The 25,805-nt window shown below is 71.6% G+C and carries 22 protein-coding genes; 6 read left to right on the forward strand and 16 right to left on the reverse strand.

The genetic code is table 11. The features are described from left to right. Position 1: 1 nt before the first annotated feature. From ACTMTI_RS28680 to ACTMTI_RS28690, 3 genes are all read right to left on the reverse strand, one after another. On the reverse strand, positions 2–2,314 hold the full coding sequence (locus tag ACTMTI_RS28680; RefSeq protein WP_441123651.1) for a glycoside hydrolase family 6 protein: 2,313 nt from the start codon (positions 2,312–2,314) through the stop codon (positions 2–4). A gap of 11 nt (positions 2,315–2,325) precedes the next feature. Continuing rightward, the gene (locus ACTMTI_RS28685) at positions 2,326–2,676 is read right to left on the reverse strand and encodes an MBL fold metallo-hydrolase (protein ID WP_441123652.1); all 351 of its coding nucleotides are present in this window, start codon (positions 2,674–2,676) and stop codon (positions 2,326–2,328) included. 169 nt (positions 2,677–2,845) lie between these two features. Continuing rightward, complete coding sequence (locus ACTMTI_RS28690) at positions 2,846–3,346, reverse strand: PaaI family thioesterase (RefSeq protein ID WP_441123653.1); 501 nt, start codon at positions 3,344–3,346, stop codon at positions 2,846–2,848. Between the two features lie 104 nt (positions 3,347–3,450). Here ACTMTI_RS28690 and ACTMTI_RS28695 point away from each other — a divergent pair, with 104 nt between their 5' ends. Both ACTMTI_RS28695 and ACTMTI_RS28700 read left to right on the forward strand, forming a co-directional pair. Then, a complete protein-coding gene (locus tag ACTMTI_RS28695; RefSeq protein ID WP_441123654.1) occupies positions 3,451–3,918 on the forward strand; it encodes a winged helix-turn-helix transcriptional regulator in 468 nt (155 codons plus the stop codon). A gap of 119 nt (positions 3,919–4,037) precedes the next feature. Continuing rightward, positions 4,038–4,190, forward strand: a complete 153-nt coding sequence (locus ACTMTI_RS28700) for a hypothetical protein (RefSeq protein WP_441123655.1) — start codon at positions 4,038–4,040, stop codon at positions 4,188–4,190. 379 nt (positions 4,191–4,569) lie between these two features. Here ACTMTI_RS28700 and ACTMTI_RS28705 read toward each other — a convergent pair whose 3' ends face one another. The 4 genes from ACTMTI_RS28705 to ACTMTI_RS28720 all read right to left on the reverse strand — a co-directional run bounded on the left by ACTMTI_RS28705 (position 4,570) and on the right by ACTMTI_RS28720 (position 7,241). Next, a complete protein-coding gene (locus tag ACTMTI_RS28705; RefSeq protein ID WP_441123656.1) occupies positions 4,570–4,926 on the reverse strand; it encodes a hypothetical protein in 357 nt (118 codons plus the stop codon). A gap of 295 nt (positions 4,927–5,221) precedes the next feature. Beyond that, positions 5,222–6,139: an alpha/beta hydrolase gene (locus ACTMTI_RS28710; RefSeq protein WP_441123657.1), complete on the reverse strand. Its 918-nt coding sequence runs from the start codon at positions 6,137–6,139 to the stop codon at positions 5,222–5,224. A 62-nt stretch (positions 6,140–6,201) separates the two neighbouring features. Next, entirely contained in the window at positions 6,202–6,381 is a 180-nt protein-coding gene (locus ACTMTI_RS28715; protein ID WP_441123658.1) for a hypothetical protein, read from the reverse strand. Positions 6,382–6,449: 68 nt separating this feature from the next. Then, positions 6,450–7,241 carry an SDR family NAD(P)-dependent oxidoreductase gene (locus ACTMTI_RS28720; RefSeq protein ID WP_441123659.1) on the reverse strand — a complete coding sequence of 264 codons (792 nt, stop codon included), beginning with the start codon at positions 7,239–7,241 and terminating at the stop codon, positions 6,450–6,452. A 371-nt stretch (positions 7,242–7,612) separates the two neighbouring features. Between ACTMTI_RS28720 and ACTMTI_RS28725 the strand changes: the two genes are divergently transcribed. Next, the gene (locus ACTMTI_RS28725; protein ID WP_441123660.1) at positions 7,613–8,179 is read left to right on the forward strand and encodes a TetR/AcrR family transcriptional regulator; all 567 of its coding nucleotides are present in this window, start codon (positions 7,613–7,615) and stop codon (positions 8,177–8,179) included. Positions 8,180–8,292: 113 nt separating this feature from the next. Here ACTMTI_RS28725 and ACTMTI_RS28730 read toward each other — a convergent pair whose 3' ends face one another. Further along, positions 8,293–8,802 (reverse strand): winged helix-turn-helix transcriptional regulator, encoded by a 510-nt coding sequence (locus ACTMTI_RS28730; protein ID WP_441123661.1) that lies wholly within the window; start codon positions 8,800–8,802, stop codon positions 8,293–8,295. 97 nt (positions 8,803–8,899) lie between these two features. Between ACTMTI_RS28730 and ACTMTI_RS28735 the strand changes: the two genes are divergently transcribed. Then, positions 8,900–9,913, forward strand: coding sequence for an NADP-dependent oxidoreductase (locus ACTMTI_RS28735; RefSeq protein ID WP_441123662.1), 1,014 nt, complete (start codon positions 8,900–8,902; stop codon positions 9,911–9,913). 65 nt (positions 9,914–9,978) lie between these two features. Here the strand turns inward: ACTMTI_RS28735 and ACTMTI_RS28740 are convergent, their stop codons facing one another. From ACTMTI_RS28740 to ACTMTI_RS28755, 4 genes are read right to left on the reverse strand one after another with little or no spacing between them, the layout of a single operon-like run. Beyond that, positions 9,979–10,989: a LacI family DNA-binding transcriptional regulator gene (locus ACTMTI_RS28740; RefSeq protein WP_441123663.1), complete on the reverse strand. Its 1,011-nt coding sequence runs from the start codon at positions 10,987–10,989 to the stop codon at positions 9,979–9,981. A 31-nt stretch (positions 10,990–11,020) separates the two neighbouring features. Next, the gene (locus tag ACTMTI_RS28745) at positions 11,021–11,833 is read right to left on the reverse strand and encodes an ATP-binding cassette domain-containing protein (protein WP_441123664.1); all 813 of its coding nucleotides are present in this window, start codon (positions 11,831–11,833) and stop codon (positions 11,021–11,023) included. Then, positions 11,830–12,792, reverse strand: coding sequence for an ABC transporter permease (locus tag ACTMTI_RS28750; RefSeq protein WP_441123665.1), 963 nt, complete (start codon positions 12,790–12,792; stop codon positions 11,830–11,832). The genes ACTMTI_RS28745 and ACTMTI_RS28750 overlap by 4 nt, the downstream gene beginning before the upstream one ends. A 10-nt stretch (positions 12,793–12,802) precedes the next feature. Next, complete coding sequence (locus ACTMTI_RS28755; protein ID WP_441123666.1) at positions 12,803–13,795, reverse strand: sugar ABC transporter substrate-binding protein; 993 nt, start codon at positions 13,793–13,795, stop codon at positions 12,803–12,805. A gap of 148 nt (positions 13,796–13,943) precedes the next feature. Here ACTMTI_RS28755 and ACTMTI_RS28760 point away from each other — a divergent pair, with 148 nt between their 5' ends. After that, positions 13,944–14,915: a carbohydrate kinase family protein gene (locus tag ACTMTI_RS28760; RefSeq protein ID WP_441123667.1), complete on the forward strand. Its 972-nt coding sequence runs from the start codon at positions 13,944–13,946 to the stop codon at positions 14,913–14,915. 172 nt (positions 14,916–15,087) lie between these two features. After that, the gene (locus ACTMTI_RS28765) at positions 15,088–17,667 is read left to right on the forward strand and encodes a DUF7824 domain-containing protein (RefSeq protein ID WP_441123668.1); all 2,580 of its coding nucleotides are present in this window, start codon (positions 15,088–15,090) and stop codon (positions 17,665–17,667) included. A gap of 38 nt (positions 17,668–17,705) precedes the next feature. Here ACTMTI_RS28765 and ACTMTI_RS28770 read toward each other — a convergent pair whose 3' ends face one another. The 4 genes from ACTMTI_RS28770 to ACTMTI_RS28785 are packed head-to-tail and all read right to left on the reverse strand — an operon-like array spanning position 17,706 to position 25,796. Continuing rightward, the gene (locus ACTMTI_RS28770; RefSeq protein ID WP_441123669.1) at positions 17,706–18,914 is read right to left on the reverse strand and encodes a TIGR02679 family protein; all 1,209 of its coding nucleotides are present in this window, start codon (positions 18,912–18,914) and stop codon (positions 17,706–17,708) included. Further along, a complete protein-coding gene (locus ACTMTI_RS28775) occupies positions 18,911–22,987 on the reverse strand; it encodes a TIGR02680 family protein (protein ID WP_441123670.1) in 4,077 nt (1,358 codons plus the stop codon). The genes ACTMTI_RS28770 and ACTMTI_RS28775 overlap by 4 nt, the downstream gene beginning before the upstream one ends. Then, positions 22,984–24,240, reverse strand: coding sequence for a TIGR02678 family protein (locus tag ACTMTI_RS28780; RefSeq protein WP_441123671.1), 1,257 nt, complete (start codon positions 24,238–24,240; stop codon positions 22,984–22,986). Before ACTMTI_RS28780 ends, ACTMTI_RS28775 begins: the two co-directional genes overlap by 4 nt. After that, entirely contained in the window at positions 24,237–25,796 is a 1,560-nt protein-coding gene (locus tag ACTMTI_RS28785; protein WP_441123672.1) for a TIGR02677 family protein, read from the reverse strand. The genes ACTMTI_RS28780 and ACTMTI_RS28785 overlap by 4 nt, the downstream gene beginning before the upstream one ends. Between the last annotated feature and the right edge of the window lie 9 nt (positions 25,797–25,805).

Below are 25,805 nucleotides of genomic sequence, written 5' to 3' on the forward strand. Positions count from 1 at the left end.
GTCACGAGGCCGTCAGCGGCGGAACCGCGTTCCGCGCCCTCTCGAGGGCCTGGTCGGGCCACCACTGACCGGCGGCCGGGGTGACGACGCCGTACGCCGGGTCCGCCGGTCCCGAGGTGCCACGGGTGCACCGGCCGTTGGAGAACCCAGGGCTGTTGAGCCACAGCAACGCGTCGGCCAGCGGGCTCCCGGTGTCGGCGGTCGGCCGGGCCCCCGCACCCCTGCCGGGTGGATTGCACCATTCGTCCGGCACGGGGAAGCGCCCGGCCGGCGGCTGCCACTCGCCCCTCCCGTTCCGGCTCGTGTCGACGACGAAGTGCGGCAGGCCGGGCGCGTCGTCCGGCACGGCGGCCAGCGCCGGATCCTCGCACGAGGCCGTCCGCGCCGCCGCCCGCAGGTAGACGCACTTGGACAGCTTCGAGGCGTACGCGAGCGACTGATCGGCCGGGCGGTAGCCGACCATGTTGACGTAGAAACCGTCGGCGTGGACCGCCCCCGCGCCGACCAGCCGGTCGGCCATCTGCGTGAACGCGGGCCACCCCGCCAGCCCGCCGTCGAGATAGACCGCCGTGCGGGCCAGGCCGGTCAGGCTCCGCACGGCGTAGGAGAGATCGCCGTACCGCTGGGCGGCGGCGGCCTGCCCGCCTTGCGGGCACTCCGGGCTGCCGGGCATCCGCGCCAGGCCGCTGGGCTCCAGGGCGACGACCGCCGGCCGGTTCCCGATGCCCTCGGCCACCGCGTCGATCCACGCCCGGTAGTTCCCGGCGTCCGGGGCGCCGCCGTTCCAGCAGTCACGTCCCGGGATGTTGTTGGTGACGAACACCGGAACGGTACGCTGCCGCTCCGCCCGGGCGACCGCCTCACCCACCGTACGGGAGACGTCGGCGGGCGAGCCGCCGGCCAGCCACATGGCCTGGGGAACCTCCGACAGGGCCAGCACCAGGGCGGCGTCGGCCGTCCTGCCCTGCGCCGACCAGGTCCGCGCCTGCCGCGCCGCTTCGGTGTCCGGCTGCACGTAGAACCGCACGCCGCCGGCACGTAGCGGGTTCTCGCCGGGGAGCTTGCGCCACCGCTTGCCGGCGTCCGCCACGACGGCGGAGATCCCGGGGCCCGCACGGAGCAGGTCATGAACGGGCAGGCCGGGAAGCAGCGGGTTGCCGTGGACGGCCTCCTGGGAGGTGAGGACGGTGCCCGTGGTCACCAGGGCGAGCGCCGCCAGAGCCGCGCCACCCCACACCCGCCGCCGGGACGTGACCCGCCGGCGCCGCCGGCCCTTACCCGCCCCGGTGCCGCCGCCCCTGGTGGCGCTGCCCGGCCCGGTGGCGGCGCCCAGCCCGGTGACGCCGCCCGGCCCAGTAGCGGTGCCCGGCCCGGTGACGGCGCCCGGCCGGGTGACGCCGCCCGCCCCAGTGGCGGTGCCCGGCCCGGTAGCGCTCCCCGCCCCGGTAGCGCTGCCCGCCGCGGTGACGCTGCCCGGTAGGCGTGTCGTCGTGCCCGCGGCGAGCGCGTCGACGAGTTCCGCGGCCGTCGGGCGCGCCGCCGGGTCCTTGCTCAGCGCCCGCGCCACCAGCTCGCCGAGGACGCCGTCCAACGCGGGCAGCACGGGGGCGTCGTGGACCACCCGGTAGAGCACCTCATGACCCGTCCCCGAGCCGAACGCAGGCCGTCCGCCGGCCGCGAAGACCACGACACCACCCCACGCGAAGACGTCGGAGGCCGGCGAGAGCGGCAGCCCGCGCGCCTGCTCCGGAGACATGTACGCCGGCGTGCCCATCCCGGTGACGGACAGCGTGGTGGAGTCGGCGGCGAAGGCGAGGCCGAAGTCGATGACCTTCGGGCCCACGGGGGACAGCAGCACGTTCGACGGTTTGAGGTCCCGGTGGACGACGCCGGCCGCGTGGATGGCGCGCAGCGCGACCGCCGTGCTCGTGGCGAGCCCTTCGAGCTCCGACCCCGACATCGGGCCCCACTCCTTGACCGCGCGGTACAGCGTCGGTCCCGGCACGTATTCGGTGACGACGTACGCGGTGTCGCCGTCCAGATCGGCCTCCAGCACGGGTGCCGTGGAGAAGCGGGCCACCCGCCGCGTCGTCGCGACCTCGCGGCGGAACCGCCGGCGGAACTCCGGGTCGCCGGCGAGGTGCCGATGGATGACCTTGATCGCGACCAGTCTCCGGGAACGGCTCTCCGCGAGGTAGACGACGCCCATCCCGCCCGCGCCGAGCCGGCGGATGATGCGATGGCCGCCGATCCGCTCGGGATCGCCGCCGGGTCTCCCGTCCACCGCGTCGCCGTGCTTGGTGCCGTGTGCCATCGCCCGCCCAACTAGAAAGACGCCGGGGTCCTCCTGAGACCTGAACGCAACAGGACTCGTCCAGACAGTCGACAGGAGGTACGGCTGCGGCGGCACCGGGGTTCAGGCACCCGATGATCGCCGTGGCCGTGCGTGACATGGACCTCCATGACGTCCCGGCCGATCTTTTCCACCCAGGCGAGCACCTCGCGCGTGGTGTCCGTGGTGAAGGGCGGGTCGACGAGGACGGCGTCATGCTCGCCGTAGATCAGGGTCGTCGAGATGGGAGCCCCACACCACCGGGGTCCCTGTCGGGAAGGCTCAGGGCGCCGCTGCCCGGCGAAATCGCGGGAGTTACGCACCTCGTACCGCAATGCGGTCATGCTTCAGCGGCCGGTCACGTCTTCCCCGGGCGCCCAGGCATGGCTGCGACACACACCAGCCCCACAATCGACGAGTCACCAAGGGGCAGCGGGCCGCCGGCGAGCGGAATATCGACGCACTCCCTGTTGTCCCGGCTGCCCCCACAGACCGAGGGCCCCGCCTGCGGAGTCACACCTGAGGGGCGGGCACCGGGAAGAGCATGCAGCTGCTGGTGGCGTGGGCGAGCAGTCGGTCCGTCGCGTCGACCAACTGCGCCTGGGCGAGAGCGGTTCGACGACCGCTGTTGACAATCGTGCCGATGGCGCGCACCGGGCCCGTGTCCACGGTGATCCGCCGCAGGAACTTCACGGACAGATCGAGCGAGGTGTACGCCATGCCCTGCGGGAGGATGGACTGGACGGCGCAGCCCGCCGCCGAGTCGAGCAGGGTGGCGAAGATGCCGCCGTGCACGCTGCCGATCGGGTTGTAGTGCTCCTCGCCCGGCGTCAGCGAGAAGACCGCCCTGCCGGGCTCCACCTCGTCCAGGGCGAAGTCGACGGTGTGGTTGATCGGCGGCCTCGGCAGCCGCCCCGCCTGCATCTCGCGCAGGAAGTCGATGCCGGCCATGCGCCCGGCGGCCTCCGCCAAGATCGCGGGGTCGTCCCAGTGATACGTACGCGTTCGCCCCACGGTCCAGCGCCCTTCCCTCTGACTGTCAGCTGACTTTTTCAAGTGAAGCTAGGCGTTTGTTCACCTGACTGTCAATGGCGAAGCCAGGTCCCTACGATGGCGGGATGGAGTGGCTTGAGGCCAGCACGGAGAACTGCCCCGTCCAGCGCACGCTCGCCCTGATCGGGGAGAAATGGACGCTGCTGATCCTGCGTGACGCCGTCAACGGCGTCCGCCGCTTCGACGACTTCCACCGCCACATCGGCCTGTCGGAGGCCGTCCTCAGCGACCGCCTCCGGAAGCTGACCTCGGCCGGCATCCTGAAGACCGTCCCCTACCAGGAGCCCGGCAGCCGCTCCCGCAACGAATACCGCCTGACCCGCAAGGGCTGGGACCTATGGCCCGTTCTGATGGCGCTGAGCCAGTGGGGCGAGGCATACACCCTCGGCTCCGAGGGTCCTGTGCTGGACGTCCGCCACACCGAGTGCGACGCCCCGGTCCGCGTCGTCGTCGAGTGCTCCGCGGAGCACTCCATCCTCACTCCCCGTGAAGTCACCGCCCGGCTGGGAACAGGCGCCCGCCTCCGGTCGTGAGCCATCGACCTCGCGGTCGCGGGCCAGACAGCGGTGAGACATCAGCCGAGTGCTGTGTAGTCCGCCGCCGTTGCCCCTCAGCGCACGATCGACTTCGGCGCGCCGCCGAACCGAACTCGATGGGCGCTCCGGTCGCAGGGTTCAGCGCCTTCGCCTTCCCCGCCGTCGCCGGCACTGGTCGCACCGACGAGCAGTTCTACGGTGAGCGGCAGACCTGTGCCTCCTTGAACGCAGTGACGATCTCGTCGGCGGTCACGATGGCGTGGGCGTAGGTCGGGGCCGTTCAGGTCGTGGGCCCGTGCAGCATTTCCCGGGTCACGCGACGACCGCTCCGCGCACCAAGGTCACGTGGTACCCCAGCTCCATGGCGAGGCGTTGGGGAAGGGCTCGCCGCACCCTTCACCATGAACGAAGTGATGGGTGAAGGGTGCGGCCTTCGCACGGGAACGCGAGGACAGGAGCACGGCCGCCAGGCGGGATACCGAAACCCGCCCAACCTGACCTCCCCGTTTCGCTTGGGAATGGCTGACTCTGGGCGGTGTCGGCAGCCCAGGTCGCCGCAGGCGTACGCGGATCCCGAGCTGTCGGACCCGTTGACCACGGATCAGATGATCACCGGCCTCCCGCGTGTACGCCCCTTTCCGCCGGGCCTCACCTGGTCCCCGAGACGTGACCCCGGGGTGAGCGGACGACTGTGGCACCAGGCTCGAATGTGCCCTGCCCCGAGCTGAGCCCGTCCAGCAGGAGGTCCCCGAGCTCGGAGAACGCGTCGCCGGCGGTCAGGCCGGTCCTCTCCAGGAGGACCCCCGACTGGACCGCATCGATGGTGACCGCTACGACCTGGGCGGCGAAGTGCCCGTTGAGCGCGCGGAGAACGCCGGTCTGCACCACCTCCTCGATCAGTTCGTGGACCCGGCGCGCCGCTGCGGCGGAGTTCTTGCGGTAGATCTGCGCCGTCGGCTCGTAACCGACCATGTCGTCGTAGAAGGCGTGGGAATGCCGGCGCATGGCCGTACCGACGCCGGTGAGGTAGACCCGGATCCGCTGCCTGGGGTCGGGCTCGGCCTGGACAGCCTGTTCGATCTCGGCTGTCGCATCCCGGAAGAAGGCGCGGGTGACGGCCAGCGCCAGTTGTTCCTTCGTGGAGGCGAACGTACGGGCTGCCGGTGGCCGCCCGTTCGTCCATGCTGCGCGCGGCGCGCTCGCTCAGCGCTCCCTGCGCGCCACCGCAGGCCATGTCGGCGTCCGTCCACCGTCCTGATCCGGCAGGCGCGCGGATCTTGCACCTGCCGAGCCGGACCGGTCAGATCTTCGTCTTCTCCCGGACCCACGCGCCGATCTGTGCGATGGCGGCGTCAACCTCCGGAACCCGGCCGGCACCATAGACGTACGAGTGCTGGCCTCCCGGGACCACAACGGTCGCCGTGTCGATTCCGGCGTCCTTGACGCGGGCCGCGAACTCCTCGTCCTCGCCGGCGAGGACCTCGTACGTTCCCCAGGAGACGAGGGTCGGGGGCAGACCACTCAGGTCCGCCCGGTTCAGATTGATCCTGGCGTCCGTGAACTCGATGCCCGTGCCGCCGATCCAGGACTCCCGGAAGAACTCCAGCAGATCCTTGCTGAGTATCTTGTCCGTCCCGGCGTTGGTCGCCATGGTCTCGTTGGCGATCTCGAGGTCGCACCAGGGGGAAATCGACACGATGGCGCCGGGCAGCGGCTGCTTCTTGTCGCGGAGGCGAAGTGCCAGGGCGACAGCGATGAACCCGCCGATCGAGTGGCCGATCGTGATGATGTTTCCCGGCTCATACCCTTCGGACAGCAGCCAGTTGAAGGCCGCCTCCGCGTCGTCCACCTGAGCCGGGTACTTGTGTTCCGGTGCTCGCCGGAAGTCCAGGACCAGTACGGGGGCCCCTGCGGCCTTGGCGATATGGCCTGCGAGCTTTCGGTCGACGAATGCCGACGAAAGAACGGAGCCCCCGGCGTGACCGTGCAGGAGGACGTAGTCGGTGTTGGAGTTGACGGGTTCGCACCAGATTCCCAGAACACCACCCGCGTCCACCTCCCGATAGGTGACGCCTTCCGGCTCCCGGGCCGTGAGATGGACGCTCTCCACCCGGGTGCGCGTCGCATCCAACTCGGACTCGGGAATCACCAGTCCGGCCATGAAGTCTGCGAATTCGATCGCTTCCGGGCTCAGTTCAACGGCAATGTGATCAGACACGTGGCACCTCCGTGGGGCCATTTGGGCATACCGGCCCGCCAGGACCGGTATAGCCGGGGATGTCAGGCGGTGTGGGTGGGGTAGTCGGTGTAGCCGGCCGCGCCGCCGCCGTAGAAGGTGGCGGGGTCGGGGGTGTTCAGGGGTGCGCCGGTGCGTACGCGCTCGACCCTCCGCAAGCTGTGGCCGAACACCTTGGTTCTCAACCGGGCCGGCACCGACATCACCACTCGCACGAAGGGCATCGAAGACGGCCTGGCCGACATCGTCACCGTCGGCGTGGTGGCACTCGCCACCGGAGTCGGAGCGGCGGTCAGCCGCGGTAGCGATCGGCCGGGACGCGCTGTGACAGGTTCGGGACGAGCGTCTGGCGCGCCTTCTCGAACGACTCCCAGTCGCTGATCTCCGGCAGTGACGGGATGGTGACGGGCTCCCCGGCGTCGAGGCCGGCGAGCGCCGCGTCGACGGCGTCGTCCGCGCTCATGATCCACTCGTCGGGAAACGCCGCGAGGTCGAGGCCGGAGCCGTCCCAGAATTCCGTGCGGACAGCGCCCGGCAGCACGGCCTGCACCGTGACGGGGCTCTCGGCGAGTTCCTGCTGCAGGGCCTGGGTGAACGTCAGCACGTAGCTCTTGGTGCCGCTGTAGACGGCGCTGACGGGCAGGATGTTGAGAGCCAGGGCAGAGGAGATGTTCACCACGGTGCCGCGCCCGCGGGCCGTCAAGCCCGGCAGGACCGCGGTGGTCAGCCTGGTCAGCGAGGTCACGTTCAGGTTGATCAGCGCTTCGGAGGCCGCAGCGTCGGAGGTTGCCAGCGGGGTGAACAGCGACCCGCCAGCGTTGTTGATCAGTACCTCGATGCTCTCGTCGGTCCGCAGACGCTCCTCGACCACGGCGATCTGCGCCGCATCGGTGAGGTCGGCGGGGACGACGTCCACCGCGCGGCCCGTGCGGCCGCGGATGTCCGACGCCAGCGTTTCCAGCCGCGCAGTGTTCCGGGCCACCAGGATCAGGTCGTAGCCCCGGTCGGCAAGCCGCTGCGCGTAGGCGGTCCCCAGGCCGGCGGACGCGCCGGTGACGACGGCGCTCTTGTTCTGCGTGGTCATGGGGTGGATCTCATTTCTGGTCTGGCGGATGAGTGGGGGGCCAAAACGTCGGCCCCGATTTAGATTACGATAGACATCTAAAGCCGTCCAGTCAACGGCCCCCCGATGCCGTCAGCCACCGCCCGCGGTCGGAGACTGCTCGACGTGCACGCGGGGCCATAGCACCGGCGGCGCGGGCACGGCAGCCCCTCGGCTTGCCGCGCATAGGATCAGGCGCCCAGAGACGGGGCCCACTTGTCCGGATGCGGGCCCACAAGGCCCGCGTCTTGCGACAGCGGAAGGAGCCGCACGGAGACAGGGCGCTACGGCCGGCCGCCCGGCACTTCGCATATGATAGATGCGCTTTACTATCTAACGTGGGCAGGTGACTGATGAGTCGCGTTTCGCAAGCACAAGCGATCGAGAACCGCAGGCGCGCGGTCGCCGCGGCCTCCCAGCTCTTCCGGGAGCACGGCGTGAACGGCATCAGCATCGCCGATCTGATGAAGTCCATCGGGCTGACCACGGGCGGCTTCTACAAGCAGTTCCCCTCCAAGGAGGCCCTGATAGCCGAGGCGGCTCAAGCCGCTTTCGGGGACCTCGACCTACTCCTGGCGTCGTTCGACACCGACCACGGCGATCACGACACCGCGCGCGGCGCCCTCGTCGACTTCTACCTGTCGGCCGAGCATCGCGACCAGCCCGGCACCGGTTGCCCCACCGCGGGATTCGCAGGGGACATGGCTCGCGAGGCCACAGCCGGGGAGGTGCGCGAAACGTACGCGGCCGGAGTCGAGGAATTCGCCGCGTGGCTGTCCACCGACGCCGACGACGGCCTTCCCATGGTGGCCACTCTGGTCGGCGCGATCCTGCTTGCCCGGGCCACGGCGGGCACAGAGCTGTCGGAGAAGATCCTGGAGTCGACCCACAAAGCCCTGACCGCACCGCAGGGGCCTTGACTCGGAATCCCGGACCCGGGCTATGCGGCTGGGGCCCAACGCCACGTAGTCAACGGAGTGAGCACGCCCGGGCAGACTGAGCCCACCACGACTCCTGGCGCAACCGCGTCAGCTCACTTGGCGGGCCTCATACGAAATGCAGGGCCGGGAACGCTCTCGATGCCTTCCGCCTGCACGGCGTGGCCTCGTTCGCAGCGGATCTGGGCTTCGACGTGCGCGCCGCATCCGCGGTGTCGCGCCAGTACGGCCGGGCCCTCCGGGTCGGCGCGGTAACGGTCACCCCACTGCAGGAGCCCCATCACGGCCGGGACCAGATCCATGCCCTGGGGCGTGATCACGTACTTCGGCCGGCTCCGCGAGCCAGGCTCTTTATAGGTCTCAGTGGCCAGGATCCCTTCCTCCACGAGCATGCGGAGCCGCGCCGCGAGGAGGTTGCGAGGACAGCCGAGGACGCGTTCGAAGTCGCTGAAGCGGGACGAGCCGTACCAGACCTCGCGCAAAATCAGGATCGTCCACTTCTCCCCCACGATCTCAAGGGTCCGCGCGATCGAGCAGTTCGACGTGTCCCGGTCGAGGCGGGGGTCCATGCCGGTGTCCTGAAGAGCTTCGGTCCACGCATCCATGGAGTGATTCTATCGGACTCTGAGTTTACTTTCTTATACTCAGCCAGTAGCGTCGTGACCAGCACATCGACCAGATCACGCACAAAGGGCGGCCGACATGAAGGCATTCGTCGTCGAGAAGTACGGCAAGGACGGCGCACGCGCCGCACAGGTACCCGAGCCCACCGTCGGGGACCGCGACGTCCTGGTCAGAGTGAGCGCCGCGAGTATCAACCCGCTGGACAAATTGGTCCGCAACGGGGAGTTGAAGCAGGTCCTGAAGTACAAGCGTCCGTTCGTGCTCGGCCACGACGTGGCCGGCGTCGTGACGCGCGTCGGCTCCGCCGTACGCGGCTTCGAAGTCGGCGACGAGGTCTACGCCCGTCCGCGTGACCTGCGGGCAGGAAGCTTCGCGGAGTTCATCGCGATCGACATGGACGATGTCGCGCCCAAGCCGGCCTCCCTCACCCTCGAAGAGGCAGCCGCAGTGCCGCTGGTGGCTCTGGCCGCCTGGCAGATTCTTGTCGAGCGTGCCCAGGTGAAGCCGGGTCAGAAGGTGCTCATCCACGGCGGTGCCGGTGGCCTCGGCTCGACGGTCATCCAGCTCGCCAAGCACCTCGGCGCCACGGTGGCGACGACCACGGACACCGACACCGAGAAACTGGTCAGGAGCCTCGGCGCCGACGTCGTCGTCGACTACACCAAGGAAGACTTCTCGAAGGTACTGTCCGGCTACGACCTGGTGCTGGACTCCCTGGGCGGAGCGAACCTCGAGAAGTCGCTGACCGTGCTGAAGCCCGGCGGCCTGGCCATCAGTGTCGTCGGCCCGCCGGACGCCGGCTTCGCCAAGCAGGTCGGCGCCCCCTCCTTCCTGGGCCTGGTCATGCACACGCTCAGTCGCAAGATCCGCAAGCAGGCGAAGGCGCTGGGCGTGCGCTACGAGTTCTTCTTCATGCAGGCCAACGGATCCCAGCTGCGCAAGCTCGGTGCCCTTTACGACAGCGGGAAGCTCCGCCCGGTCATCGACAGCACCTTCCCGTTCGACCGGACGCTCGAGGCGATGGCGCACGTCGAGCAGGGCCGCACCAAGGCCGGCAAGGTCGTGGTCTCGATGGTGCCCGAGAGCGACTGAGAAGGCCTTGGCCGCGGGTCTCGTGCCCATGATGGACGCGGAGCTGACCAACGGCACCTCTCGCGCTACCCGGGCACGGGTATTTCACCCGACCCCCGGACGATCAGCCGGGTCGGGACGAGGAATCTGCGGGCCTTGGAACGATCCCCGTTCAATCGCGCCAGCACCAGTTCCGCCGCCGCGGCCCCTATCCCCGCCGGGTCCTGGGCCACGACCGTCAACGGCGGATCCAGGCATTCGGCCAGGGGCAGATCGTCGAAGCCGACGAGGGCCACGTCCCTGCGCCGGGCCCGCGACAGCGCCATCACCGCTCCCATCGACGCGAAGTTGTTGGCCGCGAACACCGCCGTGGGCGGGTCGGCAAGCATCAGCAGGCGCATCGTGGCGGCGGCCGCGGCCTCCATGTCGTGGCCGGTTTCCACCAGACAGCGGTCGAACGACAGGCCCGCGCCCTCCAAGGCGTCTCGGTAGCCCTGGAAGCGTTCGCGGCGGGTGTAGAGGGTGGGGGGAACGTCGCCGATGAAGCCGATCCTGCGATGGCCGTGGGCGATCAGGTGGGCGACCCCGGTGCGGGCGCCCTCGCGGTTCGCGCTGACCACACAGTCGGCCGTCAGGCCGACGGCCGGGCGGTCGAGGAAGACGATCGGCAACCCGGCCACGCGTTCGGTACGCAGGTGGCGGTGGTCGCTGGCCGCCGAGGGCACCACCAAGAGAGCGCTCACCCGGCGGGCCAGGAACGTAGCGATCAGCGACTGCTCCAGGTCGGCCGTCTCGCTGGAGGAGCCGATGATGACGGTGAGGCCGCGGGCGCGGACGGTGCTCTCGATGCCGCCCGCGACCGTGCCGAAGAACGGGTTGCCCATCTCGGGGATGACCAGGCCGATCGCGGCGTCCCGCGCGCCGACCCGCATGTTGCGGGCCATCAGGTTGGGCTGGTAGCCCAGCTTTCTGACGGCCGCCATGACCCGCTCGCGAGTTTCCTCGGCGACCGGGCCCTCGTCGTTGAGCACCCGCGAGACGGTCTTCGCCGTGACCCCGACCTCACGGGCCACATCAGTCATCGTCGGACGCCGCATTTCGCCCATGCTAATGGCTCACGATCATCTGTCAGGACAGGCCGATGGCCTCCGCCGCTCCTTGATCGGCCACCACCGCCTTGCCCTCCGAGACCGTGAGCGCGCCGGTCATGATGGCCACGACCTCGGCCATGCTGTGGTCGCCGGGAGCGATCTCGGCGACCCTGCGGCCAAGGCGCTGGACGTGGATGCGGTCGGCGATCTCGAACACATGCGGCATGTTGTGGCTGATCAGCACGACCGGCGTGCCGTTGTCGCGGACCCGTTTGATCATGTCGAGGACCTGGCCGGACTCCTTGACCCCGAGCGCGGCGGTGGGCTCGTCCATGACCACGACGTGCGTGGCCCACGCGACCGCCCTGGCCACGGCCACGCCCTGGCGCTGCCCGCCGGACAGCGACTCGACGGGCTGGGTGAGCGAGCGCAGCCCGATCTTGAGCGCGGCCATGTGCTTGGCCGACTCCTCGCGCATGTGCTTCTTGTCCAGCATCCTGAAGACCGTGCCGAGCACGCCGGGCTTGCGGACCTCGCGGCCGAGGAACATGTTCGTCGCGATGTCGAGCGAGGCCGCCACCGCGAGGTCCTGGTAGACGGTCTCGATGCCGTGCTTGCGCGCGTCGATCGGGGAGCGGAGGCGCACCGGCTCGCCGTCGATCAGGATCTCGCCGGAGTCCGGCTGCAGCGCGCCGGTCAGCGCCTTGATCAGGCTCGTCTTGCCGGCGCCGTTGTCGCCGATGACCGCGAGCACCTCGCCGGGCATCAGGTCGAAATCGGCGCCGTCGAGAGCGGTCACGTGGCCGTACCGCTTGACCAGGCCGCGGGCCTGGAGCACGGGGGTGGTCATCGGGTCCTCCTCCGGGAGAGCTGGTCCACGGTGACCGCGAGGATCACGAGGATGCCGGTGATGAGGGTCTGGTAGATCGACGGTACGCCCATCAACTGCAGGCCGTTGCGGAACACTCCCACGATGAGCGCGCCCACCAGCGTGCCGATCACCAGTCCGCGGCCGCCGAACAGGCTCGTGCCGCCGAGCACGACCGCGGTGATGCTGTCGAGGTTGTCGGTCTGGCCGGCCTGCGGGTCGCCGACGCCGGTACGGGAGACGAGAAGCAGGGCGGCGATCCCGTACACGAACCCGGCCAGCGTGTAGACGCCGATCGTCAGCCGCCGCGTCCTGATGCCGGTCAGCCGCGCCACCTCGGGGCTGTTGCCGAGCGCGTACACGTGCCGGCCCCACGCCGTGGAGCCCAGCAGGTACGCGAACAGCAGGAACAGCAGGATCGTCAGCAGTGAGCCGTACGTGACGTTCGTCTGCCCGATCTGGAACGTCTGCCCCAGGAACGTCAGCAGCGGCGGCAGGTCCGTGATCGTCTGCTCGTTGGAGTAGATGTGGGTGAGGGCGAAGGCCACGTTCAGCATGCCCAGCGTCACGATGAACGGCGGCAGCGAGATCCGGGTGACCAGCAACCCGTTGACGAGGCCGAATCCGGCGCACACCGCGAGCCCGGCGGCCACGGCGAGCAGCGGCGGCAGGCCGCTTTCCACGGCCAGCTTGGTCATCACGATCCCGCCGAACGCCATGATCGCGCCGTTGGCCAGGTCGATGCCCGCGGTGAGGATGATCAGGGTCTGCCCGATGGCGAGCGTGCCGACCACCATCACCTGCTGGATGATCAGGGAGAAGTTGGATCCGGTGAAGAACTGCTCGCTGTTCAGCCCGAAGAACACGCAGGCCAGCAGGAGCGCGCCCAGCGGACCGGCGACGGGTGTGCTGATCAGTCGGCGCGACAGAGTCGCTTCCATGACGGCCATGTCAGCCCCAGCAGTTCGCCAGGCCGAAAGCGGTGTCCTTGGCGTCGACGCCGGAGACGGACTTGTCGGTGATCAGGGTGACGCCCGTGTCGGTGTAGCCGGAGGCCTTCTTGCCGGTCTTGGCGAAGTCGGCCACCGCCTTGACGCCGTCCTCGGCCATCTTGAGCGGGTACTGCTGGCTGGTGGCGGCGATCTGACCGGACTGGACGGCCTTGACGCCGGTGCAGCCGCCGTCCACGGAGACGATCAGCACGTCCTTCTCCTTGCCGTCGGCCTTCAGCGCGGTGTACGCGCCCAGCGCGGCGGGCTCGTTGATGGTGTAGACGACGTTGATGTCGGGGGCCTTCTGCAGGCAGTTCTCCATGGCGGTCTGGCCCTTGGCCTGGTCGCCGCGGGTGTCCTGGGAGCAGACGATGGACGGGTCGCCCTCCTGGATGCCGAATCCCTTGAGGAAGCCGTCGTGCCTGAGCTGGCCGACCGAGATGCCGGGCGCCAGGTCGAGGGTGGCGATCTTGGCTGGCTTGCCGGCCATGGCGGCCTTGGCGTACTGGCCGATCAGCTCGCCCGCCTTGAGGTTGTCGGTGGCGAACAGCGCGTCGGTGGCGTCCTGCGGGTCGGTGGGGGTGTCGAGGGCGATGACGAGCACGCCGGCGTCGCGGGCCTTCTTGATCGCCGGAACGATGGCCTTGGTGTCGCTCGGCGTGATGAGGATGCCCTTCACGCCGCCGGCGACCATGTTCTCGATGGCAGTGATCTGAGAGGCGTTGTCACCGTCGAACTTGCCTGCGGCGCTCATCAGCTCCATGCCGTTGGCCTGGGCGGCCTTCTGCGCGCCTTCCTTCATCTTGACGAAGAACGGGTTCGTCTCGGTCTTGGTGATGAGGCCGACTTTGGGGGTGGCGGAGGAGTTCTGGCTGCCGCTCGCCGTGCCGCCGCCGCAACCGGTGGCGAGGAGCGCGGTGACCAGGAGGCCGGCCGAGAGCTTTGCATTCATGGGCGGTTCCTATCAGGGATGATTCAGTGTCATCGTTGACATATGTCAACGTTGACATCCGCTGTGCTGCGATGATGGACTCCGATTCGAGAAACGTCAATGCCCTCACGCTGTAACAAATCAGCAACGTGCCAGAAAGGTTGACCCGATGATCGCTGTCCTGGGCGAGTGCGTCGCCGACGGCTTCACCGAACGGCGTCCCACCGGCGCCCCTCCGGACGGCGACGCGTTGACACAGCGGGGTGGCGCGGCGGCCGGGCTGGCGTTGCGGGTGCTGCCCGGCGGCGGGCCGGCCAACACCGCCGTGGCGTTGTCGCGTCTCGGCACCCCCACGCGTTTCCTCGGCCGGATCTCGGGCGACGTGTTCGGCGAGCTGTTCCGCGAGCACCTGACGTCCTCCGGCGTGGACCTGTCGGCATCGATCGAGGCCCGGCAGCCGAGCACGCTGGCGGTCGCCGCCCTGGACGCCACCGGCCAGGCCGCGTACACCTTCTACGCCGACGGCACCGCCGACTGGCAGTGGGCGCCGGACGAACTGGACCTCTCCCGCCTGGGCCCGGCCTCCTGCCTGCACACCGGCTCCCTCGCCCTGGTCAGGGAGCCGGGCCGGGCGGCGATCGAGGAGTTCGTACGGGCGGCCGCCGCGCACGTCACGATCTCGATCGACCCGAACGTCCGCCCCACCCTCGCCGCCAAGGACGACTACCAGGTCGCCCGCTGGTGCGCGGGGGCCGACATCCTCAAGCTCAGCGCCGACGACCTCGAATTCCTGCTCCCCGGCGTGCCGATGGAACAGGCCTGCGACACCTGGCACGCCGCCGGCGCCCGCCTCATCGTGATCACGAGGGGCGGGGACGGCGCGCTGGTGTCGCTGGACGGCGAGCGCGCCACCGTACGGGCGCCGAAGGTGGACGTCGTGGACACGGTCGGCGCGGGTGACTCCTTCACCGCCGGGCTGCTGCACAGCCTCGACGCGAAAGGGCTGCTCGGCGGCCGCCTGGACGGTCTCGACCTGGGGGCGGCCGCCGAGGCGGCGGAGTTCGCGGCGCGGGTGGCGGCGCTGACGTGCTCGGTCGCGGGCGCGAACCCGCCGTGGGCCGATCAGCTCGCACAGCAGTGATCGGCTGACCGGACAGCGGAGGCGTTCGGCCCCGATCCCCGGCTCGTCCAAGATTGTCGGGGCGGCCGACTAGGGTCCCGGCCATGTCTGACGCTCCTGACCCTCTCCCCGTCCCCTCTGCCGCGCCGATGAGGACACCGGCCGGCCGGTCCGCACTCCGGGGGTGGTCCGCATGACCGCCTGGGACCGCGTGGTCCAGCGCATCAAGGCCGGCGACACCGGCGGCACGATCGCGCTCATCGCCGACCTCGATCCCGCTGACCGCAAAGCGGTCGCCGCGGCGCTGCCCGCCTACCTGGCGGAGCGCAATCGGCAGACGAACGGGTGGTGGGAGTGCAGGCAGGAGCTCGGCCCGCTGCTCTTGGCCGGGGCGGCCTGCATCAGCGGCCCGGCCGCCGTGACGAGCTGGCTGTTCAGGCGGGAGTTCGCCTGGCAGACGCCCGTTCCCCGCCAGCCGGAGCGCATTCTCGAGCTCATGCGCACCCGTCCCGAAGCCTGGCGGTCGCAGGTGGCCCAGCGGATGGCCGGGCGGATGCGGCTGCCCGAGGTGCAGCACTGGGCGATCGTCGCGGAGCTCGTACGGGAGAGCGGGATGGAGCCGCCGGACGGCGGCGCTTTCATGGTCGGCTGGCTGCGCTCGATCCGGGGAGAGCGGGTGGCCCGCGTCGCGGCCGACCCGCTGTTCCCGTGCCTGGCGCCGCGCATCTTCGACACCGACGGCCTGGACGAAGACCTCACGCACTCGCTGACCGAGACGATCGCCGGCCTGATCGACCACGGAGCACTCGACCGGGCGGCGGTCATCGGCGGGGCCGTCGGGCGGCTCCTGCGCGACGGCCCGTCGGCCATTCCCGCGCTCGCCGCGCTGCTCGATCGGCTCTCGCTCGACCTGGACGAGGCCGGCCGGCACGCGAAGGACTTCGTCCGGCTGCTTCCGGTCGCGCCCGTTTCCGTTGCCGAGATGGCGCTGGCCCGGCTCCGCAGCCTCCACGAGGCGGGGCTGCTGACCTGCGACCTCTTCGGGGAGGCGGCGGAAGCCCTGGCGTTCCGGCCGGAGAAGAAGCTCCTGCGCGCGACGCTCTCCTGGGTCGGCGACGCCGTACGGCAGAGCCCGGACCGGGCGGACGCGGGCCTGCGGGCCCTGTCCATGATCTTCGCTCAGGACGCGCTGCCGATCCAGGCCGGTGCCGCGCGGCTGGCGGTCAAGCTGGCCAGGCACGCAGGCGAGCCGGGGCGTACGGCGATCACCGCGGCGGCGGCGGGACTGCCGGCCGAGCTGCGCGAGCTGATCGCCGCGGCCTACGGCGAGGTGGCCGTGGACGCGGCCGAGCCGCCACCGGTCCTGGTCGCCGTCACGGTGGCCGACCCGGCGCCGCCCATCGCCTCCCCTGCCGAGCTGGCCTTCGAGATCGCCTCCATCGCCTGGTCGGTCCCGCCCGAGCAGTTCGAGCGCATCCTGGCGGGACTGGTCGAGTGGGCACACCGGGAGCCGGACGTCCTCCGCGAGGAGCTGGAGCCGTGGTCGCGGCCGTTCGATCCGGGGGCGTTCGGCTACCACTCCTACGGCACCCCGCCAACCAGCGTCGGGCTGCTGCGGCAGGCCGCCCTCGCGTTCGCCTCCCCCGACGACAGCCGTACGCTGACCAAGCTCTTCGCCGGACTGCGGCACCAAAGAAGCAACGAGGCGGCGCCTGACCGCATGTACATGGCGCGGGCACGTGAGGTCATCGCGCTGTTCGAGGACGGGGAGCCAGGTCCCGTCCTGCTGGCCACTCCCACGGCGGGCACCGGGCACCTCGATCCTGACGTGCTGCTCGACCGTTTCGAGCGGCTGGAAGCGGCCCGGGTGCGGCCGTTGCCCGCGGACTTCCAGCAGGCGCTGTTACGGCTGCCCCGCTCCGTCAGCCCGGAGGCCGTGGCGCGGGCGGGCAGGCTGAGCTCGGAGGACGGCCGGGCGCTCGCGGCCTGGCTGCGTGGCGGCGGGCTGCCCGATCTCGCCTCGACCTGCGAGATCGTCACCTACCGGAGCGGGTGGCCCGAGCACTGGGCGTGTTTTCCGCGAGCCGAGCTCAGCGCGCCGGGCATGGAGCTGCCGGAGCTGATCCGCGACCTCTGCGTGAAGGACGAGAAGGAGTCGAGTTTCTCGTTCTTCCTCGACTGGTGGCCCTTCGTCATGCCGTCCCACCGCGAGATCGTCGCGGCCTTGCTCCTGGACGGGCTGCCGGTTTTCCTGGAAGACCGCAACGGCGGCCAGGTCGCCGCGCTGGCCCGGCTGGCCCACGGGGACGGGCCGGTGGGGGCGGCGACGGCGTACGCCCTGACGTGCGGCATGGGACACCGGGACCCCGCCGAGCGCGCCGGCGCCACGGACGCCCTGCTCACGCTGGCCGCGCGAGGGCAGGCGCCCACCGCCGAGCTGGGCGAGGCGATCATCGAGCTGGTATGCGGCGAGGTGGTCAAGCTCAACCGGGTGACCGCCGCGCTGGAAGACGTGGTGCAGGGCGGTGGGCATGCCGCGGCCTGGGCGGTGATCGCCGCCGCGTTGCGCGGGCTGCTTCCCGGGCCTGGTCAGCGGCCTCGCGCGGGGGTGGCGGAGCTGCTGGCGGTCGGGGCCAAGGCGGCGGCCGCCGCGAGGGCTCAGGCCGAGTTGCCGGAGCTGGCCGTGGTGGCGGCGCGGAAGGGTTCGAGCCGTCTGGTCCAGGAGGCCCGCCGCCTCCAGCGGATCCTCGGCGACGGGGGCGGGATCGCCTGACGCCCCGGTCCCCTCCGTGGGCGTTCCCCGCGCTCCGGTCAGGTCACGTCGTCCAGCAGGCGTTCCGCGACCAGCTCCTCCGGGATCGCGATCCCGTGCGATCGCATGGCCGGGGCCAGGCCGGGATCCCACGGCGCGTCCGTCACCCGTCCGGGAGACAACGCGCCGGTCCGCGCGGCTCCCGGCTCCTCATCGGGGGGATCCGCCTGTCCGGCGCCGGTGGGCGGCCGCTGCGCGAGAGCGCGCAGGTAGTCGGCGGTGGACAGGCGCCACGGCCGGGCGCCCGTCTTGGCCATGGTGTAGGCGGCGATGCGCAGCCCTTCTCCGTCGAAGTCGCCGTGGTAGTGCAACCGGGTCCCGGGCAGCGAGCGCAGGAGGCGGATGGCGGCGCTGTTCGGCCAGCCGGAGGTGCACACCAGGGGCGGGCAGGCCGTGCCGAAGCGTTGCTGGGCGAGCGCCAGCACGGTCGGGTTCTCCACCACCCACACATCCCGCTCCCCCAGCTCCAAGGGGTGCACAAGCTGCGCCAGCGTGATCACGCTGGCCTGGCCGTCCCAGGTCCGCAGGACCCGGGACAGGGCAGAGGTCCCCGCGGGCCGTAATCCGGCGACGAGCACCGTCGTGGACAGGGCGTCGCAGGCCACGCCCGCCCGCTCCCACAAGGCTCGCCGGGCCTCGGCGCCCTCGGGCGCGGGCACGTCGTAGAGCACCGACAGGGCCTTCACCACCAGCGAGGACAGCCGCGTGCCGTCGTCCAGCGCGTGCGGGTCACCGGTGACGTCGGCCGCCACCGCCGCCAGCGGCCGTCCCGCCGCGGGCAGCGCGGCGAGCACGGCGAGGGCCTGTTCGAGCAGGTCGCGACCGGCGCGGACGGCGGACAGCGCGAGCAGCGCGGGCTCGGCGACGACCACCGGGTGCGCGGCGAACCAGTCGAGCAGCGCCTCGCGCTCCAGCCGCCGCTCGTCTCGCCTGCGCCTGCGGTCGTCGAGCGGGCCGATGATCTGCTCGGTGACGGTACGCACGTCGAGGCCGCCGCCCAGCACGCCTTGCAGCCGGGCGACGTCGATGGTGACCGACGGGCCGGGGTAGCGGTCGAGGCCGAGCAGGTCGGCGACGGCCGCCTGCTCCCCCGGGTCCAGGCCGGTCACCCGGACCCGGCTGACTTGGTGGCCGGAGGAGAGCCGTTCGTGCAGCGCTCGCCACACCGGCCGCAGCGCCGCCACCCGTAACCGCTCCGGAACCGTCATTCGGCCGGGACCGTTCGGTAGCCGTTCCAGACGAAGCGGGCCGTCGTCACCGCGTCGTCCCCGTCGCCCGTGATGAGCTGATGGATCGCGATCCCGTCCAGCTCCCGGTATTCGCACCACTCGTGATCGGATGTGAGCACCAGATCCAGCCCCAGATCCACCAGCAGATCGAACACCTGCCCCCGATTCGTCTTGTCCACCCCCACGAACACCTCGTCCAGCAGGATGAACCGCGGGCACCCGGGATCGGTCTGGTAGTGCGCGGCCACGGCGGCGAACAGCGGCAGGTGCAGCGCGATCGCCTTCTCCCCGCCCGACAGCGCCCCGTGCAGCTTCCTGGTGAGGTCCTGCCACCCCTGCCCGTCTCCGCGGTCGAGCTTGACCACGAACCGGTGCCAGGCCGTGTAGTCGAGCACCTTCATGAGCTGGTCCTCCCAGCTCGCCGAGGAGTTGTCGGCCCGGGCCTCCTCCACCCGGTCCCTGAAGAAGACGTAGAGGGCTTCCCTGTCGGCCTCGTTGAGCCCGGCCGGGTCGCGCAGCAGCAGATCGCGGGCGGCCCGCGTACCGGCCGACTGGGTGGGATCGACCTGCCACACCAGCCGCACCGCCACCCGGGAGGCGGTGCGGACGCGTTCGAGGCGCTGGTTCATGCCCTCCACCAGCGCGGTCGCCTGCCTGATCCGGTCGGCCAGGTGCCGCCGCGTGTCACCGGCCAGCGTCCGGTCGAACAGATCCCGCTCCGCCTCCGTGATGTCCGAACGCCGGTCGTCGCGCTCCTTGCGCAGCGCCTTGCTCAGCGCCGCCGCCCCGGCCCGGACGCCGTTGACGGTGGCGGTCAGCACCTGGACGTCCTCGTCGGGCGCCAGCTCCAGGTCGGCCCGGTCGGCAAGGATCTCCCTGGCGTGGTGGAAGGCGTCCTGCAGCCGTGCCTCGGCCTCCCTGACGTTCTTCCGCTCGTACGGCACCGCCGCGAGCTGCTCGGCGACGGCCCTGGCCGCCTCCAGCACGGCACGTACGCCCGCGTCAGGGGCCAGCTCGATCGTCGCCCGCGCGTCCGCCGGCAGGTGCCCGGCCGCCAGCCGCCGGAACCGTGAGGACACCGCGTCGCGTGCCCGTCCGGCCTCGGCGTGCTTCTCCTCGGCCGTGCCAAGTTCGCCCTTGAGCCGGCCGAGCCGGGCGTTGAGCCGGGCGAGGTCGTCGTTGACCGACTTGATGAGGCGGCGGCAGGCCTGGTAGGCGGCCTGGGTTTGCTGGAGCTGTTCGAGTACGCGCAGGTGCTCGACGCCGACCGTGGATTCGATGGCGGCCAGCTTCTCCGCCAGCACGACGGCGGCTGCCGCGGCCTCCTCGGCGCGTTCGACGGCCTTGACCGCGAGGTCCTGGTATTCGCGGGCGGTCTCGGCGGCGTGCTCGGCGCGTTCGCGGGCGGCTCGGGCGTCACCGCGGCGGTCGTTCCAGACGGTGCCGGCCGTCTCGGCGGCGCGCAGCGCCTCCTCCAGGTTGTCGAGCGCGGGCAGCGCGGTGGGCAGGGCGTGGCTCGCGGCCAGCTCGGTGAGCCGCCGCAGCGACCTGCCGACGTCCTTCTCGCGCTCGTGGAGCCGCTGCTCGTACGCCCGCAGCTGGTCCTCCAGCAGCGCCACCTTCCGCACCGCGCCGTCGAGGTCCGCGACCGCCTTGGCGTAGGGCTTCCTGTCGGGCCTGCGCCGCAGCTCGGCCTCAAGCGTGTCGCGGTCGCCGGCGATCATGGCGAGCTGGTGGTCGCATTCGGCGATCCGGCCCGCCAGCTCGCTGAGCTGGTCGTCGAGCTCGGCGATGCGGCGCCGCCTGGCCCGCTCGCGGGCGGTGGCGCCGATGTAGGACGGCTCGGGCTTGACCCAGCGGCCCGCCGCGGGGCCGAGCCGCCAGGTGCCGTCCGCGCCGACGACGGCGGCGTGGGCGACGCCGATCGCGGTGGGCGCGAACGCGATCCCGGCCAGCACGGCGTCGGCCGGCGCCGGGGAGTCCGCCTCCGTGAACAGCACGTGGGCCAGGCTGTAGCCGGGCGCGGGCCTGGAGAGTGCGGCCACGGCGAAGGCGTCATGCTCGCCGGGGTCGAAGCCGCCGTCGGGCAGCAGCCACAGGTCGAGCAGGCCCGCCGCCTCCAGCGCGGCCTCCACCCCCGCCTGGGTGACGGGGTCGACGCCGGGCCTGAACGCCACCGCCCGCCACAGCGGCACGCCCGGGCGGCCTTCCCTGGCGGCGGTACGGGTGTGCGGGGCGGGCGGTTCCAGCACGGCCTGATCGTTGAGCCGCTCGCGCTCCGCGGCCAGCTCGGCGCGTTCGGCCAGGAGTCGTTCGCGGACGGTCGTCAGGTGCTGCTCCCCGGCCGCCAGCCGGACGGCCGCGGTCGTACGGGCGGTGCCGACCAGCTCGTCGGCCTGCTCGAACCGCTCCGCGAGGCCGGCCAGCTCATCCGGGTCGAGCCGGAGCTGGGCGCAGCCGGCCGCCCACTCGGCGAGGGCGGCGGCCAGATCGCGGGCGCGGTCGTCGCGGAGGCGTTCGGCCTGGTCGTGGACGGTCTGGGCGGCGGCGAGGTCGTCGCGGACGCGGTCGCGGTCCTGCTCGGCGGCGGTGCGCCGGTTGATCGCCTCGGCGTGTGCCAGGGCTCCGGCCCTGACCTCCCTGATCTGCGCGGCGCGGCTGGTCACGGCGGCCCGCAGCAGCTCCCGCGCCTGCCGCACCCCCTCCTCGCTGTCGCCGACACGCCCGCCGTCCTGACCGACGTCGCCCGCGTCCTTCCTGGCCACGCCGGCGAGCGCGGGCGGGTGTTCGCTCTCCTCGTGGACCCCGAGCAGCCCGGCCCGTTCGGCCGCCTGGCGGGCCTCCGTTCTGGCGCGGTCGGCGAGCGCGGCGGCCGCGCGGGCGGCGGTCTGGGCGCGGCCCGACAGTTCCTGCTTGACGGCGGCCGAACGCGCCGCCGCCCCCGCCTGGTCGCGCAGCCGCGCCGCCGACTCGTGGGCGGCCTGCGCCTCCGTACGGAGCCGGTGCAGGTCGCTGCCCGCCTTGTAGGCCTCGCTCTCCTTGAGCCCGTCGATCTGGGCGGCCAGGGCCAGCTCCTGCGCCTCCTCCTCCGACAGCCGTACGGTGGCGGCGTTCAGCTCGTCCTCGGCGTCCTTGAGCGCTTCCCGCTTGGCCTTCGCCTCGGCGGCGAGGGAGTCCATGGCGTAGCCGGCGGAGGTCACGGCGGCGGCCGCGGCCCGCAGGACGCGCTGGGCGTAGCCGCGCTGCCTGGTCGCGAGCCGGTCGGCCTCCTCCACGTCGCGGTCGAGCAGGCGCAGCTCCTCACGCTGCCGGTCGAGCCGCTCGAACCCTTCGGCGATCTCATGGATCTCGCCCTCACCGAGCGGCGGCAGGGCGCTGGACAGCAGCTCGGACAGCAGGCCGGGGTCGAGGCGTTCGGAGAGCTTGGGGGTGCGGAGCTGCCGCAGGGCGGTGAGCAGCGAGTCGTAGCGCTGCTCGTTGAGCCCTCGGTAGAGCGTCTGGCGGACGACGGTCCGGTAGGCGTCGGCGGATTCGTACGCTTTGCCGGACGTGCCGAGCTCCTCGACGAGCTGGGCCTTCGTCAGAGGCTGACCGCTCTCGCCGGTGAGCCGGATGCCGTCCGCGGTGTCGATGCGGGCTTCCGCCGTGAAATAGGTGGCGGTGACGTTCTTGGTGTGGATGGTGGCCTGGAGGCGGGCACCGCAGGTGAACCAGCGCCCGTCCGAGTGCTGGAACTCCAGCCACACGTAGCCGACCCGGGTGGTGCCGGTGGCGCCGTCGCCCATGAGGTTCCAGTGCATGGTCCGCTCGGTGCCGCCGAACGTGGACAGCCTGCTGGGTTTGAGGCTGGCGTCGAGCACGTACGGCAGCAGCAGCTCCAGCACCTTGGACTTGCCGCTGCCGTTGGGACCGCGCAGCAGCAGCCTGCCCCGGTGGAACTCGAACACCTCGTCGTAGTAGCGCCACACGTTGAGGATCCCGGCGCGTACGGGCGTCCAGCGTGCCTCTCCCCCGTTCGCGGGCCGCGCGGGGCTGAGCTCGGTGACTGTCATGCGTCCTCCTCCACGAGATCCGTGCTGCGATCGACCCGGTAGCGGGCCGCGGCGGGCAGGGCGGCGACCCGGTCACCGCCGCGGTGGGCCAGCCCGAACTGCGTGAGCACCTCCAGCGCGTCGGCGGCCAGCCGGGGCCCGCCGCCGTCCGACTGGTACGCCTTGGCCCATTGCGGGAAGCGGCGCAGCAGCTCGCCGGCCTCGGCGTCGAGCCGGGCGGCGGTCACGGGACCGGCGGAGACCAGCAGGTCGAGCAGGAGCAGGGCGGCCACCTTGGCGTGGCTGCCGTCGTCGGGGAACTTGGTGTCCGTGGCGGTGGCGTCGGTGTCGATGAGCAGGAAGCCCTCCGCGCGTTCCTCGAGCACGAAACCGGCCTCCTCGGCGGCGCGGCGGATGATCTGGCGCCCGGTGAGCGAGGCCGCGTAGGCGGACTGGGCGGGGGTGAGCTCGTCGCGGTAGACGACGGGCTCGTCGAGCAGGCGGCGGATGAGCGAGTGCCGGGCCCACAGGTTGCGCTGGGTCTCGGTCGGCTCGTCCGCGCCGTAGCGGGTCTCCACGGCGAGCGCCCCGAGGAGGGCGGGACCGACGCCGCCGTGAGCTCCCAGGACGTGAGCGCCGGCGCCCTCCTCGCCCATCGCCGTGGCGGCGGCGACCCGGGATGGAGGGACGGGGGCGGCCAGGAGCCTGATCACCCGCGTCGTGTCGACGCGATAGAGCACCTTGGCGTCCTCGTCCACGAGGTAGGAGTCCGTCGCCCCGTCCATCGCCGTGACGGCGCCGTAGTGCTCCAGCAGCTTGAGCGCGTCCACGAACGCGGCCCGCTCGTCGGCCCTGACCGGGTCGAACGCGGGCACCTCCGCCTCCACCGCGGCCGCCTGGACGACGCGCTGGGCCAGCATCCCGATCGTGGTGACCGGCGAGGTGAGCAGCTCGGCCGCGCACAGGCACAGCAGGGTGTAGCGGCGGCGGTCGAACGGCGCCCGCGTCGTGCGGCGGCGCCGGGCCGGCCGGGTGGGGCTCGCCTCGGACCTGACCTTGACCAGGCGGGCGTAGCCCTGGCGCGGCTCCACGACCAGCCGCCATCCGCAGAAGTAGTCGAACCACTGGATCAGCGGCTGCCGCCGTTTCCTGATCAGGTCGAAGGCGGCGGGGTCGTCGTGCAGGGACACCAGTGGCCGGCCGAGCAGGGTCTTGATCGCCCGCGCGATCTCCTCCTTCTCGGCCCTGACGAGCTGGTTCGCGAGCGTGCTCACGCGCCCACCACCCCGCGCCCGCCTCTGGCAGCGGCCTTGTCACGCCCGAGCGAGCGGATGTCGATGAGGTAGTCGGGCCCTCGGAACCACCCCTCCGGCGTGCGCAGCACCGCCACCGCCCCATCGTCGGGAGTGCGGAGCACGATCTCGACGCGGCCGTCCGAGGTGACGGCGCGCCGGAACCCGGTCGAGTCGGGCCGTTCGGCCAGGGCGCGCCCGAGCAGGTCGAGCAGCCGCCCGAACGTGTCGTGGTCGAGCTCTCCGAGCTGTGACAGCCGCATCGCCCCGGTCGTGGCCAGCGCCGACCAGGCGGCCTCCAGCTCCGCGCGTTCCTTCTCGGCGCGCGCCCGGCGTTCGGCCCGCAGCGCCACCACGTCGCGTACTTTCCCGGTGCGTCCCATCCGCTCGGTACGCCCGCGCGAGCGCAGCAGCGCCGACACCTCGACCGGCTCGGCCTCCGCCCACGGCACCCCGGCCGGGATGAGCTCGGCGTCGGCGTGCCCGAGATGGGCGTGCCGGGCCGGGCCGAGCCCGAAGGCGACGTCCCACAGCCGGTGCGCGTCGTCCTCGCCGGCCGCGGTGGCGAACCAGCGGGCCAGCGTACGGAAATCGGCCGCAGCGCTGGAGGAGCGGCGGCGTGAGTCGGTGATCCGGTCGAGCACCTGCAGCAACGACACGATGGCCCGCCGCGCGACGTCGTGGAGCTGCCGCACCCGCGGCACGCCGGCGTCCTCCGGAGCGAACCACAGCCGCAGCCCGTCCCACCGGGCCGCCCTGGCCGTCAGCCACGGCGTGGCGTGATCGACGCCGGGCACCTTCGGCAGGTCGGCGCCGTCGAGCGCCCGCGCGTGCAGCACGCTGACCCCGTGCCCGGCCACCGCGCGCAGCGCGGCCGCGATCGTGTCGCCCCGCTGCTCCAGATTGGTCACGAACTCCTGCAGGTAGGCCACGGTGGCGGCCTTGACCTCGTGAAAGGTGGTGAGATCGGTCCCTTCGACGCGCAGCAGCCGCTGCAGCTCGCCGTTGAACTGCTTGGTGTTGTTACGCAGCCCGTCGAGGTGTCCTTCCAGCTCCTGCAGGCCGGTGAAGATCCGCCGGTTGCGGCCGGGGTCGGGGTCGCGCAGCAGCTCCTCCAGCTCGCCCAGCCGGTCGGCGATCGCGTCGAGCACGGCGGTCTGCAGCGCCCCGGCGGAGGCCAGCATCGCCATCGCGTGCTGCACCCCGGCGAAGGCCGCCTCGCCTCGCTTGGTCAGCGAGTATTGGAGGTTCTTCCGCTCGTACTCCTCGGCGGTGGCGAAGCTCCCGGCATGGTTGAAGATCACATCGAGCAGCCCCCAGCCGACGAGCTGCTTGAGCGAGCCGGCCAGGTCCTGCTCGCCGACCGGCGCGTACCAGCCGATCACGCGCAGCCGCTCGCGCACCTCGTCGACGGTCAGCGCGGTCTCCAGCCGCTCGTTGGCCTCGCCGAAGGCGTAGAGCACGGCGGTGTGCAGGTCCGCTCCCCCCGTGGTGGTGAACCGGAACATTTCCGGCGGCACCCGTGGCAGCTCCGCCATCGCGTCTCC

Origin of the sequence: Nonomuraea sp. H19 (genome assembly GCF_052068215.1) — a bacterium.
Classification (GTDB): domain Bacteria; phylum Actinomycetota; class Actinomycetes; order Streptosporangiales; family Streptosporangiaceae; genus Nonomuraea.

What these genes read in the sequence shown, in the direction of transcription:
- ACTMTI_RS28680 (WP_441123651.1), bottom strand. Translation starts at nt 2,314, where the DNA reads ATGGCACACGGCACCAAGCACGGCGACGCGGTGGACGGGAGACCCGGC.
- ACTMTI_RS28685 (WP_441123652.1), bottom strand. Translation starts at nt 2,676, where the DNA reads ATGACCGCATTGCGGTACGAGGTGCGTAACTCCCGCGATTTCGCCGGG.
- ACTMTI_RS28695 (WP_441123654.1), top strand. Translation starts at nt 3,451, where the DNA reads ATGGAGTGGCTTGAGGCCAGCACGGAGAACTGCCCCGTCCAGCGCACG.
- ACTMTI_RS28700 (WP_441123655.1), top strand. Translation starts at nt 4,038, where the DNA reads ATGGGCGCTCCGGTCGCAGGGTTCAGCGCCTTCGCCTTCCCCGCCGTC.
- ACTMTI_RS28705 (WP_441123656.1), bottom strand. Translation starts at nt 4,926, where the DNA reads ATGCGCCGGCATTCCCACGCCTTCTACGACGACATGGTCGGTTACGAG.
- ACTMTI_RS28715 (WP_441123658.1), bottom strand. Translation starts at nt 6,381, where the DNA reads ATGCCCTTCGTGCGAGTGGTGATGTCGGTGCCGGCCCGGTTGAGAACC.
- ACTMTI_RS28720 (WP_441123659.1), bottom strand. Translation starts at nt 7,241, where the DNA reads ATGACCACGCAGAACAAGAGCGCCGTCGTCACCGGCGCGTCCGCCGGC.
- ACTMTI_RS28725 (WP_441123660.1), top strand. Translation starts at nt 7,613, where the DNA reads ATGAGTCGCGTTTCGCAAGCACAAGCGATCGAGAACCGCAGGCGCGCG.
- ACTMTI_RS28730 (WP_441123661.1), bottom strand. Translation starts at nt 8,802, where the DNA reads ATGGATGCGTGGACCGAAGCTCTTCAGGACACCGGCATGGACCCCCGC.
- ACTMTI_RS28735 (WP_441123662.1), top strand. Translation starts at nt 8,900, where the DNA reads ATGAAGGCATTCGTCGTCGAGAAGTACGGCAAGGACGGCGCACGCGCC.
- ACTMTI_RS28740 (WP_441123663.1), bottom strand. Translation starts at nt 10,989, where the DNA reads ATGCGGCGTCCGACGATGACTGATGTGGCCCGTGAGGTCGGGGTCACG.
- ACTMTI_RS28745 (WP_441123664.1), bottom strand. Translation starts at nt 11,833, where the DNA reads ATGACCACCCCCGTGCTCCAGGCCCGCGGCCTGGTCAAGCGGTACGGC.
- ACTMTI_RS28750 (WP_441123665.1), bottom strand. Translation starts at nt 12,792, where the DNA reads ATGGAAGCGACTCTGTCGCGCCGACTGATCAGCACACCCGTCGCCGGT.
- ACTMTI_RS28755 (WP_441123666.1), bottom strand. Translation starts at nt 13,795, where the DNA reads ATGAATGCAAAGCTCTCGGCCGGCCTCCTGGTCACCGCGCTCCTCGCC.
- ACTMTI_RS28760 (WP_441123667.1), top strand. Translation starts at nt 13,944, where the DNA reads ATGATCGCTGTCCTGGGCGAGTGCGTCGCCGACGGCTTCACCGAACGG.
- ACTMTI_RS28765 (WP_441123668.1), top strand. Translation starts at nt 15,088, where the DNA reads ATGACCGCCTGGGACCGCGTGGTCCAGCGCATCAAGGCCGGCGACACC.
- ACTMTI_RS28770 (WP_441123669.1), bottom strand. Translation starts at nt 18,914, where the DNA reads ATGACGGTTCCGGAGCGGTTACGGGTGGCGGCGCTGCGGCCGGTGTGG.
- ACTMTI_RS28775 (WP_441123670.1), bottom strand. Translation starts at nt 22,987, where the DNA reads ATGACAGTCACCGAGCTCAGCCCCGCGCGGCCCGCGAACGGGGGAGAG.
- ACTMTI_RS28785 (WP_441123672.1), bottom strand. Translation starts at nt 25,796, where the DNA reads ATGGCGGAGCTGCCACGGGTGCCGCCGGAAATGTTCCGGTTCACCACC.